This is a genomic window from Lysinibacillus sp. NPDC093190 (assembly GCF_050280425.1).
Lineage (GTDB): Bacteria > Bacillota > Bacilli > Bacillales_A > Planococcaceae > Lysinibacillus.
Window position 1 is genome coordinate 1 of the sequence record NZ_JBNNVG010000048.1, and the last position, 16264, is coordinate 16264.

The following is a 16264-nucleotide window of genomic DNA, read 5'->3' on the forward strand; positions in this document are numbered from 1 at the left end:
TAAGGCACTTCCTGTTCAAAATCGAACAAGAAGTGCCTTATTTTTATCTGAGAAAGGTTCGCTTTTATGAAAACGTAAGTTTTTCAGTGCCCTCCCTTAATAGGGCACCTCTTTTTTTGTATATCTATTCATCACCATAACGAGGGGTTGATTTCCGTTCCGGCTGGGCGCGTCCGATGAGCCGCTTGGGCCAACAGATGTTTTTTGCGCGAAAGCGTAGCGATAGCAACAGCAACAGCACGATGTTGGTCACGAAGGCGTTATCACAGGACGTGATGGTTTTAGCCTTCGTTCCTTTATTGCTGATCCCCAAGGAGTCACCCAGCCTCCACTCCATTCAACTAATATTCAACGTTTTAACATATGTCACGCTTAATCTTTAGTGATGAGCATAGAAAATCATTTAAATTGATAATAATTGTAAAAAATAGTACCCTTAATCATGAAAGGTCTGACATGGACATTATAAGGGTCTTAAGAATTGGTTATATTATAGTTATCTTCTATTGAATGAAGATATCCCCTCAGGCTGCAATTACGCCAAGGCGAAATTGATAAAAAATAAAACACCCAAATCACAGTGTTTGATTTAGGTGTGTATATCAAATTATTTTTTTAAGTTAGATTGGATTTCTTTCACTAACATTTCTGCGCCTTCAGGGCTTAAAATTAATTTGCCTCCAACTAGACGGAAGTTATCATCAGAAACTTCACCAGTTACAGCACATGTCATGTTAGGCATATATTTTTTTAAGATGATTTTGTCATCATCCACATAGATTTCTAAAGCGTCTTTCTCTGCAATACCTAATGTACGGCGAAGTTCGATTGGAATTACTACACGACCTAATTCATCGACTTTACGAACGATTCCTGTTGATTTCATAATTATATTTCCTCCTAATGTTAAAAGTTATATTGGTATTTCGTCAAATTTCGACATATTTTCCTTGTCTGATAGTTATCATACCAAGTAATGCCATAAACGTCAATTAATTAATACACTAATATTATTGTTTTGAAAAAAATTTTTGAGGAGAAAACAGATATTTTGGTTTTTTTAAAAGGTTTTTATTATATATTTTAATTTATAGTAAAAAAGCTTCTTATTTAATACATTAAATGGATTGATTATATCATTCGACATTTTTCGCGGATGATAAACTATCAATCAATTATGCCTTGGCATAATTGCGTCCGGAATCGGCTTTGTGCTTGCACAAAGAGCTCTTTTCCGATTCCGTGACATCCGCCGGAGGCTTTAACTTCTTTCAGCGGGTGTTCGACACCCGCTGAAAGAAGTTGAAACGAATTTCGTACTTAGTTAGAATAGATAGTATACTGTGAAACATTGGAGGCAGTTCTCGTGAGCGAACAAAATAAAACATTCTATATAACAACCCCTATTTATTACCCAAGTGGGAAATTCCATATTGGTACAGCGTATACAACTGTAGCATCAGATACAATTGCACGTTATAAACGTTTACGTGGTTATGATGTACGTTTTTTAACTGGAATGGATGAGCATGGGCAAAAAATTCAAGAAAAAGCGGCAGAAGCGGGCAAACATCCACAAGAATACGTGAATGAAATTGCAGATGCTGCGAAAAAACTTTGGGCATTAATGGACATTTCATATGATGACTTTATTCAGACAACGCAAGAGCGTCATACGAAAACAGTCGAAAAGATTTTCCAAAAGTTTTTAGATAATGGTGATATTTATAAAGGTGAGTATGAAGGTTGGTACTGTACACCATGTGAATCATTCTTTACTGAGACACAATTAGTAGATGGTAACTGTCCAGACTGTGGTCGTCCAGTTCACAAAGTTAAAGAGGAATCTTACTTCTTTAATATGAAGAAATACGCAGATCGTCTTTTAGCTTATTATGAAGAAAACCTTGAATTCATTGAGCCTGAATCTCGAAAAAATGAAATGATTAATAACTTTATTAAACCAGGGCTAGAAGATTTATCTGTTTCAAGAACTTCATTTGATTGGGGCATTAAAGTTCCGGGAGATCCTAAACATGTAATTTATGTATGGGTGGATGCCTTAACTAACTATATAACATCATTAGGGTATCTTTCTGAAGATGAAACATTATTCAATAAATATTGGCCTGCAGATGTACATGTAGTTGGTAAAGATATCGTTCGATTCCATACTATTTATTGGCCAATTTTCTTAATGGCACTAGATTTACCACTTCCTAAAAAAGTATTTGCCCACGGTTTTATAATGATGAAAGACGGTAAAATGTCTAAATCAAAGGGCAATGTTATTTATCCTGAAATGTTAATAGAGCGTTATGGTTTAGATGCGACACGATACTTCCTATTGCGTGAGTTACCATTCGGCTCTGATGGTGTATTTTCACCAGAATCTTTTGTTGAGCGCACAAACTTCGACTTAGCAAACGATTTAGGTAATTTATTGAATCGTACCATTTCAATGATTAATAAATATTTCGACGGCATTATTCCAACTGAAAATCTTCAGTCGACAGAGTTTGATGCAGCTTTAAAAGAGCAGGCTGAGTCGGTACGTATTAAATATGAAGAAAGTATGGAAAAAATGCAATTTAGTGTCGTATTAGCCGACATATGGACGCTTGTTTCAAGAACAAATAAATATATAGATGAAACTCAACCATGGGTACTAGCAAAAGAGGAATCAGATAAGCCAAAATTAGGCGCTGTTATGCGAAATTTGGCGGAAAGTCTACACCAAATTGCTGTCATGTTACAACCATTTATGACATCTACTCCCAAACGAATTATTGAACAATTAGGCTTGGATGACAAATTCTTAGCATGGGAAACAATTGAAACATTCGGCAATACTATTTCAGCAAACATTAAAGTGGTAGAAAAAGGGATTCCGATTTTCCCTCGTTTAGAGAGTGAAGTTGAAATTACGTATATTCGTGAGGAAATGCGTGGTTCAGTGAAAACTCCACAAGAGGAAGAAGCAAAAGATGAGCAAAAAGATGAGGATATTCCAGAAATTCCTGAAATTACTATCGATGATTTTATGAAAATTGATTTACGTGTAGCTACTGTAACAGCGTGTGAAACTGTTCCGAAAGCAGACAAATTATTAAAGCTTCAAGTGGATCTTGGATATGAGCAACGACAAGTAGTTTCAGGTATTGCAAAGTTCTATTCTCCAGATGAATTAATTGGTCAAAAAGTGATTGTAGTCACTAACTTAAAGCCAGTTAAATTGCGTGGTGAATTATCTCAAGGAATGATTCTAGCTGGTGAAAAAGATGGAATTTTAAAATTAGCATCGGTTGATTCAAAACTAGAGAATGGTGCAAAAGTAAAGTAAAAAATCTTTAGGAAGGCCTGCTGAATGCAAAAAATTCAGCAGGCTTTTAAAATCCGCTTTGAAAATGAGTCATTTATTATCTTGAAATAATTTATGCAGAGTAATTAATAGGTTTTTTTAGGTATATAGTAACGAACGCGGTGTCTGGGATTGTGTGAAATGTTATAATACTAAATTGTTTGTAACAAATTTGTAATACTTACGCAAAATATGAAATAATAATTTTTAATAAAATCTATGTTAGGAGAATGACGATGTTCATTGATACACATGTACACTTAAATGCAGATCAGTATGAAGAAGACTTACAAGAGGTTATAGATAGAGCTCTTGAAGCCAAAGTAGAAACGATGGTTGTTGTTGGTTTTGACCGCAAAACTATTGAAAAAACAATGCAACTGGTTGAACAATATGATTTTGTTTATGGTGTCATTGGCTGGCACCCGGTTGACGCCATTGATTGTACACAAGATGATTTAAATTGGATTGAGGAATTAGCAGCACATCCAAAAATAGTGGGTATTGGTGAAACTGGATTGGACTACTATTGGGATAAATCCCCGAAAGATGTCCAACAAGCACTTTTCCGCAAGCAAATTCATTTAGCGCAAAAGCTGAATTTACCAATCATTATTCATAACAGGGATGCAACTGGAGATGTTGTACAAATTTTACGGGAAGAAAATGCTGCTTCCGTGGGAGGCGTTATGCACTGTTATAGTGGCAGTGTGGAAACCGCACATGAATGTATTGCTATGAATTTTATGATTAGTCTTGGTGGGCCAGTGACATTTAAAAATGCACGAATGCCGAAGGAAGTGGCGACAGAAATACCTTTAGAGCATTTGATGATCGAAACAGATGCACCGTATTTAGCGCCCCATCCATATCGAGGGAAACGTAATGAGCCAGCTTTAGTGCCATTAGTTGCAGAAGAAATTGCCCGTTTAAAAGGATTAACGATTGAGGAAATTGGACAGGCAACGACAGCCAATGCGAAAAAATTTTTTAGGATTGACAATTAACTAGCTGAGATGCCTCCAATACTGAGTTTGTGGTTGGCTAAAAAGGTGATGTCAATTTTCTTAGAAATACATTCGGGTTGACAGTGCCAAATCTAGTACGTATAATCCAACTTTGTATTAAGGAGGCGTTTTTTCATGTCAAATAATTCCATGAAAAACTTGTTCTTAGGATCATTGAGGAGTAAGCAAACAGTGATAAGAATTATTTCACTTGTCCTGTTTGTATCTGTAATTTCATTTGTACTTTATCAAGGTACTAAAAAAACCGTAACGCTTGATGCGAACGGGGAAACAATCGAAGTAACAACACATGCCAAAACTGTAGAACAATTATTACAAGATCAAAATATAGACGTAGCAGAGCATGATAAAATAACACCCTCTCTGAACACCAAAATTGCTAATGGATTAGCAATTTCATGGGAACAGGCAAAAGAAGTAACAATTTCAGTTGATGGAAATCAGTCAAAAGTTTGGACAACTGAAACACAAGTGAAAGACATTTTGAAAGAAGCAAATATTGAAGTATCAGAGCATGACTCTTTAGTACAAGGTCAAGATACAGAAATAGGAGCAGACAACAAGATCGATATTCAAAAAGCGTTTCAAGTATCGCTTGTCGATGGCGTTAACGAAAGACAAGTATGGTCCACTTCGACTACGGTCGCTAACTTTTTAAAACAACAAGGAATTCAACTTAATGAATTCGATCGTGTCGAAAATAACCTGAAGGACGTAATCACTCCGCAGAGTAAAATCACAGTAGTTCGCGTAGAAAAGGTTATCGATGTAGTGGAAGACTCTTTAGACTTCGCAATTGAAAAGAAGCAGGATGCTTCATTGCAAAAGGGAAAACAAAAAGTTGTAACAGCAGGCCAACAAGGTTTAATGACTAAAACGTATGAAATCGTAAAAGAGAATGGCCAAGTTGTAGCTAAAAATCTACAATCTGAAAAAGTTGTAAAAGAACCGAAAAAGCAAGTAGTTGCAGTAGGTACTAAAACTGTAGTAGCTAGTGCTGCGACTGTATCACGTGGTTCATCCGAGCCAGCTAGCGGTAAAGAATTTTATGTAACGGCAACAGCCTATACAGCTTATTGTAGTGGCTGCTCTGGGACATCTGCCACTGGCATTAATTTACGATCGGGCTCTGGATTGAAAGTAATTGCAGTAGACCCTTCTGTTATTAAGCTTGGCTCAAAAGTTTGGGTTGAAGGTTATGGAACAGCTATAGCAGGGGATACTGGTGGTGCAATTAAGGGTAATCGGATCGATATACTTGTACAATCTGAATCTCAAGCTAGTAATTGGGGAGTAAAGAAAGTGCGTATAAAAGTATTAAATTAAAAAAATTGTAAAATTAATCAAATATGTTTTTTCACTATTAGTAGCTTTCCTGTTTTGACTGGCGGGAAAGCTTTTTATCTTTTTCAGTAAGTTGTACTGGAGGATAAAACATAGCTATATATACATAAATTAAGCTGTAACGGTAACTGCACAATCTGCTCGAAAGTAAAGTGTCAACAATAGCAAAGCCGAAGGAGAATATTACAAGAAGGTGAATAGCCGTGTATTTCTGTACAATCGTACAGTGCAGTTGTAAAATGGTCTGAAGATAAGGTAGAAAAGAGGAGCCTTTTTGCAAATAAAAGAAATCATTGTTGTTGAAGGAAAAGATGATACAACAGCTATTAAGCGAGCTGTACAAGCAGATACAATAGAAACAAATGGATCGGCTATTTCAGAGGAAACACTGAAGAGAATTCAACATGCACAGGATAAAAGAGGTGTTATTGTTTTTACTGATCCAGATTATCCAGGACGGCGAATTCGTGCCATTATCGAGGAGCATGTAAAAGGTGTAAAACACGCTTTTTTACCGAAAGCTAAAACAATTGCGAAAAACGGTAAAGGACTAGGTATTGAGCATGCAGCAGATGAAGATATACGCGAGGCACTACGACATGTTTATACCCCTAATGATGTTGAACCAACCACTGATGACATTACGCTTGAAGATTTAATGACGGCACGTTTAATTGGCCATCCACAGGCGAAAATTCGTCGTGATCATCTTGGGGAAATTTTGAATATTGGTGCAACAAACGGTAAACAACTTCATAAAAGATTAAAAATGTTTCAAATTACAGAAAAGCAATTTGGTGCGGCAGTCGCACAGTTAGATCAGGAGGAAAACGATGCATAAGGATATTGCAACACCAATTAGAACACAGGAAATTTTAAAAAAATATGGATTTTCATTTAAAAAAAGCTTAGGTCAAAATTTTTTAATAGATCCGAACATTTTACGAAATATTGTTAGTCATGCAAATTTAACTGAAAATAGTGGTGCAATCGAAGTTGGTCCTGGCATTGGAGCGTTAACAGAGCATTTAGCGAGAAGTGCAAAAAAAGTTGTATCTTTTGAAATTGATCAGCGATTATTACCTGTATTAGAAGACACACTTAGCCCATATAATAATATCACTATTGTACATTCAGACATTTTAAAGGCGGATGTTGCTAAGGTAATTCAGGAAGAGATGCCAGGTATTGAGGATATTATGGTTGTAGCGAATTTACCTTATTATGTGACGACTCCGATTTTATTGAAATTACTCAATGATCGTTTGCCAATTCGCGGTTTTGTTGTCATGATGCAAAAGGAGGTAGCAGATCGTATTACGGCTAAACCTGGAACGAAGGAGTACGGTTCTTTATCAATTGCGATTCAATATTATGTAAAGGCTGATATTGCCATGACGGTACCGAAAACTGTCTTTATGCCTCAGCCAAATGTAGATTCTGCAGTGATCCGTCTTATTAAACATGATGAACCTCCAGTAAAAGTGATTGATGAGGATTTTTTATTTGTTGTTACTCGCGCGTCGTTTGTACAACGACGAAAAACAATCTTCAATAATTTACAAGCAGGTTTACCAAATGGTAAGGTACACAAAGAAAAAATTATGAATGCCTTAAAAGCAGTAAATATTGAACCAACACGTCGAGGAGAGACCCTTACCATTCAAGAGTTTGGAAAATTAGCCGATACATTATACCCTACATTTGCAAAGTAAAAAATTTTTGTTAACTTTTTTGAGTATACGAAAAAAAACATGTTCTTTTTATGAAAAATAAGTTGACAATATTTATTGTAGGCTGATAAAATATTATATTTTGTTGACATTTTTGGGCGAATCGCTTATACTAAGAAATAGTGAGGTGTAAGCGAAAATGCCAAAAACTTTAGCGGACATTAAAAAGTCGTTGGATTGTCATTTGGGTAAACGTTTGCAGTTAAGAGCAAACGGCGGTCGCAAGAAAACGGTCGAGTGTGCAGGGGTATTGCGTGAGACATATCGCGCTATCTTTGTGGTTGAGCTTGATCAAGAAGACAATACGTGCAAACGCGTATCGTATAGCTACACAGATATTTTAACTGAAGCAGTAGAGATTACATTTTTAGACGAAGCAAAAGCTGCTATCGCAAAATAGTTTCTAGTACTTATTTCTATATTTCGAAACACTCATGTATGTAATACATGAGTGTTTTGCGTTTTCTGGGGCATACTAAATTCGTCAGTTGTTAAAGGAGGAGTTTATATGCCTAGAAAAGGTATCATGTCACCTCGTTTAAAAGAAGAGATCGCTAAAGAGCTTGGATTTTATGATGTTGTGCAACGAGAAGGCTGGGGCGGCATTAAAGCTCGAGACGCCGGTAATATGGTCAAACGTGCCATCGAAATGGCTGAAAGAGCAAGTAATGAGCAAGAGCATAATAAGTAGCCTCTTTGTGAAAATAGACCACTTATTTTTTTAGAACTTCATTTCGCAGGGATGAAAACTCCCTGTAAACACAACAACACAACTGACGAGAGAGAACCGTTACACCAAATAGGGGTATACGGTTCTTTTTTTCCATTTTCGCTTTCCCATTATGGTAAAATAAAATGAATAATCTTGTGAAAGATGAACGACAGGTTTATCTTCATTCAGAAAATGTTTTATATAGCGAAGTGAACGCCAGCTACCGATGTTTTGTAACAGTTACAGAAGGCTCCTACATCTAAAGGTAGTGAGAGTGTAATTTTAAATGTCACGGATTTTAAAGGACAAGTAGGATGTTAGCCTAACTTCATTGCAGAAGGCATTGGTAAAAGCTTGAAAGTCTTGTGGTTTTACCGAAATGGCCGACATCGTGTTGGTCATCACGCAGACCTAATTACAATTTAAAATCCGGATGCATTGTTGATCTGTGCGAAGGCGAAGCGTCAGCCAATTGCGCCAATGCGTAATTGATAAGTGTAGCTATAAGGAGGAAGAAAGATGCTTTATGTAAAGGCGCCTGCAAAAATAAATTTAACATTAGATGTGCTTTATAAAAGACCAGATAATTATCATGAAGTAGAGATGGTCATGACAACTGTGGATTTAGCTGATCGTATTAGTCTGGAATCTCGAGAAGATGGCGTAATTGAAATAATTTCGACTGATAATTTTGTGCCAAATGATCACCGAAATTTTGCTTATCAGGCAGCGCGTCTAGTTAAAGATACATACGGCATTGGACAAGGTGTATCCATAACTATAGAAAAAGAAATACCAATTGCAGCAGGATTAGCAGGGGGAAGTAGCGATGCCGCTGCGACACTGAAGGGTTTAAATGAGCTGTGGAATTTAGGGTTATCTATAGATGAGTTAGCTGAATTAGGTGCGGAAATTGGTTCAGATGTTTCGTTTTGTGTCTACGGTGGCACAGCATTAGCAACGGGGCGTGGAGAAAAAATTCAGGAATTGCCAGCACCACCAAACTGTTGGGTAGTCTTAGCTAAGCCTAAAATAGGTGTCTCTACTGCAGAGGTGTATGGAGGATTAAAGGTTGAAGGGTTAGAGCATCCAAATACGAAGCAAATGATACATGCTATTGAAACGGAAGATTATGAGCTATTATGTGCATCATTAGGGAATGTTTTAGAAACTGTAACATTTAAGCTACATCCAGAAGTAGTGATGTTAAAGGAACAGATGAAGCGCTTCGGAGCAGATGCAACATTAATGAGTGGAAGCGGTCCGACGGTGTTTGGTTTAGTGGATAGTGAAGCTCGAGTAAGCCGCATTTATAATGGTTTACGTGGTTTTTGCGAAGAAGTATATGCTGTTCGGATTTTAGGTGAGCGAAATACGCTTGCTTAAAACCGCAAATTTATGTTAATTTTACCTATAAATATTCGTGTTTAGGAGAGGGTCGCATGAAATGGAAGCGTAGTGAACGACTAGTTGATATGACGTACTATTTACTAGAACATCCACATCAGCTGATCCCGCTAACTTATTTTTCTGAACTATATCAATCTGCAAAGTCTTCCATTAGTGAAGATTTGACGATTGTAAAAGAAACTTTCGAAGAAAAAGGAATCGGGTTATTGATGACAGTACCGGGCGCTGCAGGAGGAGTTAAGTATATTCCTAAAATGTCCGAGGCTGAGGTCCGTTTAGTTATTCAGGATTTAAAGACGGAGCTTGAGCATTCAGATCGTTTGTTGCCAGGCGGTTATTTATTTATGACGGACTTACTCGGCAATCCAGATTTAATTAATCGAGTTGGAAAGGTATTTGCATCCGCATTTGCTGATCAACAAATTGATGTCATAATGACTGTCGCAACAAAGGGAATTTCTATTGCCCATGCGATAGCAAGACATTTAAATGTACCAGTTGTTGTTGTCAGAAGAGATAGTAAGGTAACTGAAGGCTCTACAGTCAGCATCAACTATGTATCTGGTTCTTCCAGAAGAATTCAGACAATGGTATTATCAAAAAGAAGCATGAAGAGTGGGCAACGAGTGCTTATTACTGACGACTTTATGAAGGTCGGTGGTACAATGAATGGCATGAAAAATCTATTAGAGGAGTTTGACTGTCAGCTAGCTGGTATTGCAGTGCTTGTAGAGGCTGAGCATGCAGACGAAACTTTAGTAGATGATTATTATTCATTAGTGAAGCTTCATGAGGTCAATGAAAAAGACCGAACAATTGCATTAAGTGAAGGTAACTATTTTTCTAAAAGGGGAAATGACAAATGAAAGTAGTAGCAACAACAAATGCACCAGCAGCAATTGGACCATATTCACAAGGAATTATTGTAAATGGCATGTTCTATAGCTCAGGTCAGATTCCATTAACGGCAACAGGCGAATTAGTGGAAGGCGATATCACTGTACAAACAAATCAAGTATTTGCTAATTTAAAAGCAGTTTTAGAAGCTGCTGGGACATCTTTAGACAATGTTGTTAAAACAACCGTTTTTATGAAGGATATGAACGATTTTGTTGCAATGAATGAAGTATATGCTAGCCACTTTGGTGATCATAAGCCAGCTCGTTCAGCAGTAGAGGTTGCACGTCTACCAAAAGATGTGAGAGTAGAAATTGAAGTTATTGCCATCGTTAAATAAGAAATTTTTTTAAGCTCACTAGAAGAGAAATAAATAGCTCTTTTAGTGGGCTTTTTTTATAGCAATGTTTTTTTGTGCGAAAGCGAAGCGACAGCAACAATTACGCCAAGGCGAAGTGAATATTCAAAACTACAAGTAGTATCGCTGATAAAGTAGTGAAATCGCTGATAGAGTTCCAATAATCGCTGATAAAAATAGAAAAACCGCTGATAAAACCCTAATAATCGCCGATAAGGTGCAAATCGCTGATAAAACAGTATTCCTAAATGAAAGGCAACATCGTAGAGGGCGACCGACAAACAATTGTCAAAATTTACGTATATAAAAGGAAATATTATACTAATGAGTATTCAAATTTTTTAGAAAATTTGATAGACTATAAAAAGGAAAATATTCGGTAATAAAGAATATTATATCTTTATTTAGGCATCTAAGAAGAGAGGTGGTGAGAAAATGGAAGTTACTGATGTAAGATTACGTCGTGTACAGACGGATGGTCGCATGCGTGCGATTGCTTCCATTACACTCGACAATGAGTTCGTAGTTCACGATATTCGTGTGATCGATGGCAATACAGGTTTGTTTGTTGCTATGCCAAGTAAACGAACGCCAGACGGTGAGTTTAGAGATATTGCGCATCCTATTAATTCTACTACTCGTAATAAAATTCAGGAGATTATTTTAAACGAGTACCATAATTCAAGCGAGACCGAAGCAACGGACAATGCAGAAGAATTAGAAGGAATTGGCGTATAGTTAATAGGCGATAAATGTTAAATCAACTTCTTTCCACGGGTGTCCAAACATCCGCGGAAAGAAGTTAAGCCTCCAGACACAATTATGCCGAGGTATAAATGACCTATTAATTTATAGTTATGGTGAAAGTAAATAATAAGAGCTCTTCTTAATTGGAGAGTTCTTTTTATTTTGAGAATAAGAGAAAATGAGTAGTTTTACGACATACCTATTAACATTCGAGCATAAGGTGCATTTGATTTGGAAATTCATCTTTTTGTCAAGTCAACATGCCTTGAAAATAGATGGATTTTGCTATATAGTCATAAGAGAAAATGAGCGTATTGGAGGACTTACAGATGAGCAACATTTTTGCTGTCATTTTGGCTGCAGGTCAAGGTACACGTATGAAGTCCAAATTATATAAAGTGCTCCATCCAGTATGTGGGAAGCCAATGGTACAACATGTGGTGGATCACATTCAAACGTTAGATGTGAATCGTATCGTAACGGTTGTAGGACATGGTGCAGAAAAGGTGAAACAACAGCTTGGCGATAAAAGCGAGTATGTTTTACAGGCTGAACAGTTAGGGACAGCTCATGCTGTTCAGCAGGCTGAGGCAATTTTAGCTAGTGAAGAAGGGACAACATTAGTTGTTTGTGGCGATACACCACTTATTCGCCCTGAAACGATGCAAGCTTTGTTCGAGCATCATCAAGCAAAGAATGCTAAGGCTACTATTTTAACAGCCATTGCTGAAAATCCAACAGGCTATGGTCGTATTTTACGTGGCGACAATGGACAAGTGGAGCAAATAGTTGAGCAAAAGGACGCTTCAGCAGAGCAGCAATTAGTTAAAGAGATTAATACAGGCACATACTGCTTCGATAATAAAGCGTTATTTGAGACATTAAAGCTTGTGAAAAACGACAATGCACAGGGTGAGTATTATTTACCTGATGTGATTGAAATTTTGCAAAAACAAGGCGATGTCGTTGAAGCATATGTAACGGAAGACTTTGAAGAAACACTTGGTGTCAATGATCGTGTTGCTCTGTCTCAAGCAGAGACGCTAATGCGTACAAGAATTAATGAAAAGCATATGCGTAACGGGGTCACAATTATTAATCCAGAAGCAACATATATTAGCGTGGACGCAATGATTGGTCGTGATACTGTCATCCAGCCAGGTTCTATGATTGAAGGTACAACTGTTATTGGTGAAGATTGTATAATCGGGCCTAACACACAAATCATAGATAGCCGTATCGGTGACCGAACAACTGTGCATTCTTCTGTTGTGCGTGAAAGCGCTGTAGCGGAAGACACTGCTATTGGACCGTTTGCGAATATTCGACCACTTTCTGATATTGGTAGCCATGTGAAAATTGGTAACTTTGTAGAAGTGAAGAAAAGTAAACTAGGTAATGACACGAAAGTATCGCATTTAAGCTATATTGGCGATGCCGAAATAGGAAGTAATGTCAATATTGGCTGTGGTTCCATTACAGTAAACTATGATGGAAAAAACAAGTTCCAAACAATTATTGAAGATGATGTATTTGTAGGATGTAATACTAACTTAGTAGCGCCAGTGAAAGTTGGAAAAGGTTCATTTATTGCTGCAGGATCTACAATTACAAAAGAAGTTCCTGAGGATGCACTTGCAATTGCTCGTGCAAGACAAGAAAACAAACCGAATTATGTAAGCAAATTAAACTCAAAATAATTATCAACTAAACAGGAGGCCATCATGCCGTATCATTATGCAAACTCACAATTAAAAATATTTTCACTTAATTCTAATAATCCACTTGCTCAAGAAATTGCGCAAGAAATGGGTGTTGAATTAGGTAAATCTTCTGTTAAGCACTTCAGCGATGGAGAGGTTCAAATTAGCATTGAAGAAAGTATTCGTGGTTGTGATGTGTTTATCGTGCAGTCTACTTCTGCACCTGTAAACGAACATTTAATGGAGCTTTTAATTATGGTAGATGCTGTAAAACGCGCATCTGCTCGTACAGTAAACGTTGTAATGCCTTATTATGGCTATGCTCGTCAGGACCGAAAAGCAAAAGCGCGAGAGCCAATTACAGCTAAATTAGTAGCAAACTTACTTGAAACAGCTGGTGCAACACGTGTTATCGTTTTAGATTTACATGCACCTCAAATCCAAGGTTTCTTCGATATTTTAATCGATCACTTGATGGCAGTGCCTTTATTATCTGATTACTTCAAATCAAAAGGTATCCCAGAAGAAGAAATCGTTGTTGTTTCCCCAGACCATGGTGGTGTAACACGTGCTCGTAAAATGGCAGAACGTTTAAAAGCACCTATTGCAATTATTGACAAGCGCCGTCCAAAACCAAATGTTGCAGAAGTAATGAACATTGTTGGTAATGTTGATGGTAAAGTGGCAATCTTGATTGATGATATTATTGACACTGCAGGTACGATTACAATCGGCGCAGATGCATTACGTGCAGCTGGCGCGAAAGAAGTTTATGCTTGTTGCTCTCACCCAGTATTATCAGGACCAGCAATCGAGCGTATCGAAAACTCTTCGATTAAAGAGTTAGTTGTAACAAATACAATCCAACTTCCTGAAGAGAAAAAATCTCCAAAAATTACAGAGCTTTCAGTAGCTAAATTGATGGCAGATGCAATCTCTCGTGTCTATGAAAATAAATCTGTAAGTACTCTATTTGATTAATATATATAAACGAGCCCTAAGATGTGGCTTATTAAGGACAAATCTACGTTTGCAAGTAGATTTGTCCTTTTTCTAGGTTTCTTTTGTTTGAATTTTCTTATAAAAGGGTATAATGGTAATTGTGACTTAATAATATTTACACTATTTTAAGAAGTTTATCGCATAAAGTTGGGGATACATTTTGTTAAAACGTATTTTATATGAAAACGTTGATTGGAGTGGAGACTAGGCGACTCCTTGGGAATCAGCGTCACAGATGAGAACCTGAAGCGAGCACATAGGGGAACGAAGGCGAAAAGCATCACATCCTGCTGTTGCTGTCGGGTACGCTTTCGCACAGACAAAACACGTTGCTGCCGCTACGTTAGCACTACGCTTTCGTGCAAAAAACATGCCCAAGCGGCTCATCGGACGCCCCCAGGAAAGCGCCCGGTCGGAACGGAAATCAACCCCACGTTATGATGATGAGCAGAAATAGAGGTAAATATTATTATAGCCTTATCAAATGTCATTAATTTTATCGAAAGTAGTGACATTTATAATAAGGCGTAAATAATTTTTCTTGGAAGGGGAAGATAGATATGAGTACAGTATTAAGTGTTAAAAAGCGCGAAGCTGGGCATCGTTCGACATTAACCCAACTTAGAAAAGGGGGAGCCATTCCGGCAGTTATTTACGGCTATAATTTAGATTCAACCCCAATTTCTATTTCAGCGAAGGAATTCAGAAAATCCATTCAAAAGAATGGGCAAAACGGTTTGTTTTCAATGGAGTTAGATGGGAAAAAAGTGAATGTTGTTGTGTCAGAAATCCAACAATGCTCTATGAAAGATGAAGTAAATCATATCGACTTTTTAGCAATCAATATGTCCGAAGCGATAGAAGCTGAAGTGCCTATTAAACTAGTTGGAGAGTCAGTTGGTATTAGTGTAGGTGGAATATTAATGCAACCTAACCTAGATGTAAAAATTAAAGTAAAGCCAGCAGATATACCAGAAGCTATTGAAGTTGATATTACCGAACTTAAAATTGGTGAAACAATTACGGTAGCTGATATTCGAGATACAATTGATTTTGATATGATCAGTGAAAATGATCATACATTGGTAACAATTATGGCTCCAGCTACAACTGTTGAAGAAACGGCAGAAAGTGCACAGGAACAAGCGTAAAAATATATGTTAAGGAAAGGCTACTAAGGAAGGCTAAAACCTTCTTTAGTAGCCTTTTGCATCTTTAATTACGACAATATGTATGTTTGAATTGAGGATATCAAATAATATCAAACCATTATTGAACTTTTACTTTCAAAAATTGTACAAACTGCTTTCTTAGCGCATGATATGGTAAAATAATGACTACTAGATTTGAAAGAAGAGGGGTACTTATGAAAATTATCGTTGGTTTAGGAAATCCAGGTAAACCTTATGAGCATACAAGACATAATATTGGCTTCGATGTTATCGATGCATTAGCTGAAAAATGGGGTGCACCTTTAACTAATTCAAAGTTTAATGGTATGTATGCAACGGTACATCGTCCTGAAGGAAAGGTTCTACTTGTTAAGCCTTTAACATATATGAATTTATCGGGGGAATGTGTTGGGCCCCTTATGAACTATTTTGATATTGATGTGGAAGATTTAATCGTTATTTATGACGATTTAGATTTAGAAACAGGGAAATTACGCCTGCGTCAAAAAGGAAGTGCGGGTGGACATAATGGTATTAAATCATTAATTCAGCATTTGGGCACACAAGAATTTAATCGCATACGTGTAGGGGTTAATCGCCCGCCCGCTGGCATGAAGGTAGCAGATTACGTATTGTCAAAATTTTCAAAAGAAGATCAAGCTATTGTTGGCGAAGCTATTGAAAAGTGTGTAAATGCTGTAGAAGGATCTCTTTCAAAGCCATTTCTTGATGTGATGAATCACTTTAACGGGTAACAATAAGTTAAAGTGTAGTATGGATATTAAAGTTGTCTAGGA

At 37.1% G+C, this 16264-nt stretch carries 17 protein-coding genes; 15 read left to right on the forward strand and 2 right to left on the reverse strand.

The annotated features are described in order from the left end of the window. Positions 1-124: 124 nt before the first annotated feature. Both ACQKOF_RS23620 and ACQKOF_RS23625 read right to left on the reverse strand, forming a co-directional pair. Positions 125-313 carry a hypothetical protein gene (locus ACQKOF_RS23620; RefSeq protein WP_427562491.1) on the reverse strand — a complete coding sequence of 63 codons (189 nt, stop codon included), beginning with the start codon at positions 311-313 and terminating at the stop codon, positions 125-127. A gap of 294 nt (positions 314-607) precedes the next feature. Beyond that, on the reverse strand, positions 608-886 hold the full coding sequence (locus ACQKOF_RS23625; RefSeq protein ID WP_004229214.1) for an AbrB/MazE/SpoVT family DNA-binding domain-containing protein: 279 nt from the start codon (positions 884-886) through the stop codon (positions 608-610). 480 nt (positions 887-1366) lie between these two features. Here ACQKOF_RS23625 and metG point away from each other — a divergent pair, with 480 nt between their 5' ends. From metG to pth, 15 genes are all read left to right on the forward strand, one after another. Beyond that, positions 1367-3343 carry a methionine--tRNA ligase gene (metG, locus tag ACQKOF_RS23630; RefSeq protein ID WP_427562494.1) on the forward strand — a complete coding sequence of 659 codons (1977 nt, stop codon included), beginning with the start codon at positions 1367-1369 and terminating at the stop codon, positions 3341-3343. A gap of 254 nt (positions 3344-3597) precedes the next feature. Next, on the forward strand, positions 3598-4368 hold the full coding sequence (locus ACQKOF_RS23635) for a TatD family hydrolase (RefSeq protein WP_427562497.1): 771 nt from the start codon (positions 3598-3600) through the stop codon (positions 4366-4368). Between the two features lie 135 nt (positions 4369-4503). Beyond that, positions 4504-5715 carry a ubiquitin-like domain-containing protein gene (locus ACQKOF_RS23640; protein WP_427562500.1) on the forward strand — a complete coding sequence of 404 codons (1212 nt, stop codon included), beginning with the start codon at positions 4504-4506 and terminating at the stop codon, positions 5713-5715. Positions 5716-6007: 292 nt separating this feature from the next. Continuing rightward, a complete protein-coding gene (gene rnmV, locus ACQKOF_RS23645) occupies positions 6008-6574 on the forward strand; it encodes a ribonuclease M5 (protein WP_427562503.1) in 567 nt (188 codons plus the stop codon). Then, entirely contained in the window at positions 6567-7448 is an 882-nt protein-coding gene (gene rsmA / locus ACQKOF_RS23650) for a 16S rRNA (adenine(1518)-N(6)/adenine(1519)-N(6))-dimethyltransferase RsmA (protein WP_427562505.1), read from the forward strand. The genes rnmV and rsmA overlap by 8 nt, the downstream gene beginning before the upstream one ends. A 157-nt stretch (positions 7449-7605) precedes the next feature. Then, on the forward strand, positions 7606-7866 hold the full coding sequence (veg, locus tag ACQKOF_RS23655) for a biofilm formation stimulator Veg (RefSeq protein WP_049667356.1): 261 nt from the start codon (positions 7606-7608) through the stop codon (positions 7864-7866). A gap of 108 nt (positions 7867-7974) precedes the next feature. Then, complete coding sequence (locus tag ACQKOF_RS23660) at positions 7975-8157, forward strand: small, acid-soluble spore protein, alpha/beta type (protein WP_053485317.1); 183 nt, start codon at positions 7975-7977, stop codon at positions 8155-8157. A 540-nt stretch (positions 8158-8697) separates the two neighbouring features. Beyond that, a complete protein-coding gene (gene ispE, locus ACQKOF_RS23665) occupies positions 8698-9564 on the forward strand; it encodes a 4-(cytidine 5'-diphospho)-2-C-methyl-D-erythritol kinase (protein ID WP_427562509.1) in 867 nt (288 codons plus the stop codon). A gap of 56 nt (positions 9565-9620) precedes the next feature. Continuing rightward, the gene (purR, locus tag ACQKOF_RS23670) at positions 9621-10454 is read left to right on the forward strand and encodes a pur operon repressor (RefSeq protein ID WP_053485319.1); all 834 of its coding nucleotides are present in this window, start codon (positions 9621-9623) and stop codon (positions 10452-10454) included. Then, positions 10451-10825, forward strand: a complete 375-nt coding sequence (locus tag ACQKOF_RS23675) for a RidA family protein (protein WP_370047893.1) — start codon at positions 10451-10453, stop codon at positions 10823-10825. Before purR ends, ACQKOF_RS23675 begins: the two co-directional genes overlap by 4 nt. A 453-nt stretch (positions 10826-11278) precedes the next feature. Continuing rightward, the gene (gene spoVG, locus ACQKOF_RS23680; protein ID WP_427562513.1) at positions 11279-11581 is read left to right on the forward strand and encodes a septation regulator SpoVG; all 303 of its coding nucleotides are present in this window, start codon (positions 11279-11281) and stop codon (positions 11579-11581) included. Positions 11582-11919: 338 nt separating this feature from the next. Continuing rightward, entirely contained in the window at positions 11920-13290 is a 1371-nt protein-coding gene (gene glmU / locus ACQKOF_RS23685; protein ID WP_427562516.1) for a bifunctional UDP-N-acetylglucosamine diphosphorylase/glucosamine-1-phosphate N-acetyltransferase GlmU, read from the forward strand. A gap of 24 nt (positions 13291-13314) precedes the next feature. Further along, positions 13315-14274: a ribose-phosphate diphosphokinase gene (locus ACQKOF_RS23690; protein ID WP_049667363.1), complete on the forward strand. Its 960-nt coding sequence runs from the start codon at positions 13315-13317 to the stop codon at positions 14272-14274. A 581-nt stretch (positions 14275-14855) separates the two neighbouring features. Next, positions 14856-15446: a 50S ribosomal protein L25/general stress protein Ctc gene (locus ACQKOF_RS23695; protein ID WP_427562519.1), complete on the forward strand. Its 591-nt coding sequence runs from the start codon at positions 14856-14858 to the stop codon at positions 15444-15446. Positions 15447-15661: 215 nt separating this feature from the next. Continuing rightward, on the forward strand, positions 15662-16222 hold the full coding sequence (gene pth / locus ACQKOF_RS23700) for an aminoacyl-tRNA hydrolase (protein ID WP_427562522.1): 561 nt from the start codon (positions 15662-15664) through the stop codon (positions 16220-16222). Positions 16223-16264 lie beyond the last annotated feature (42 nt).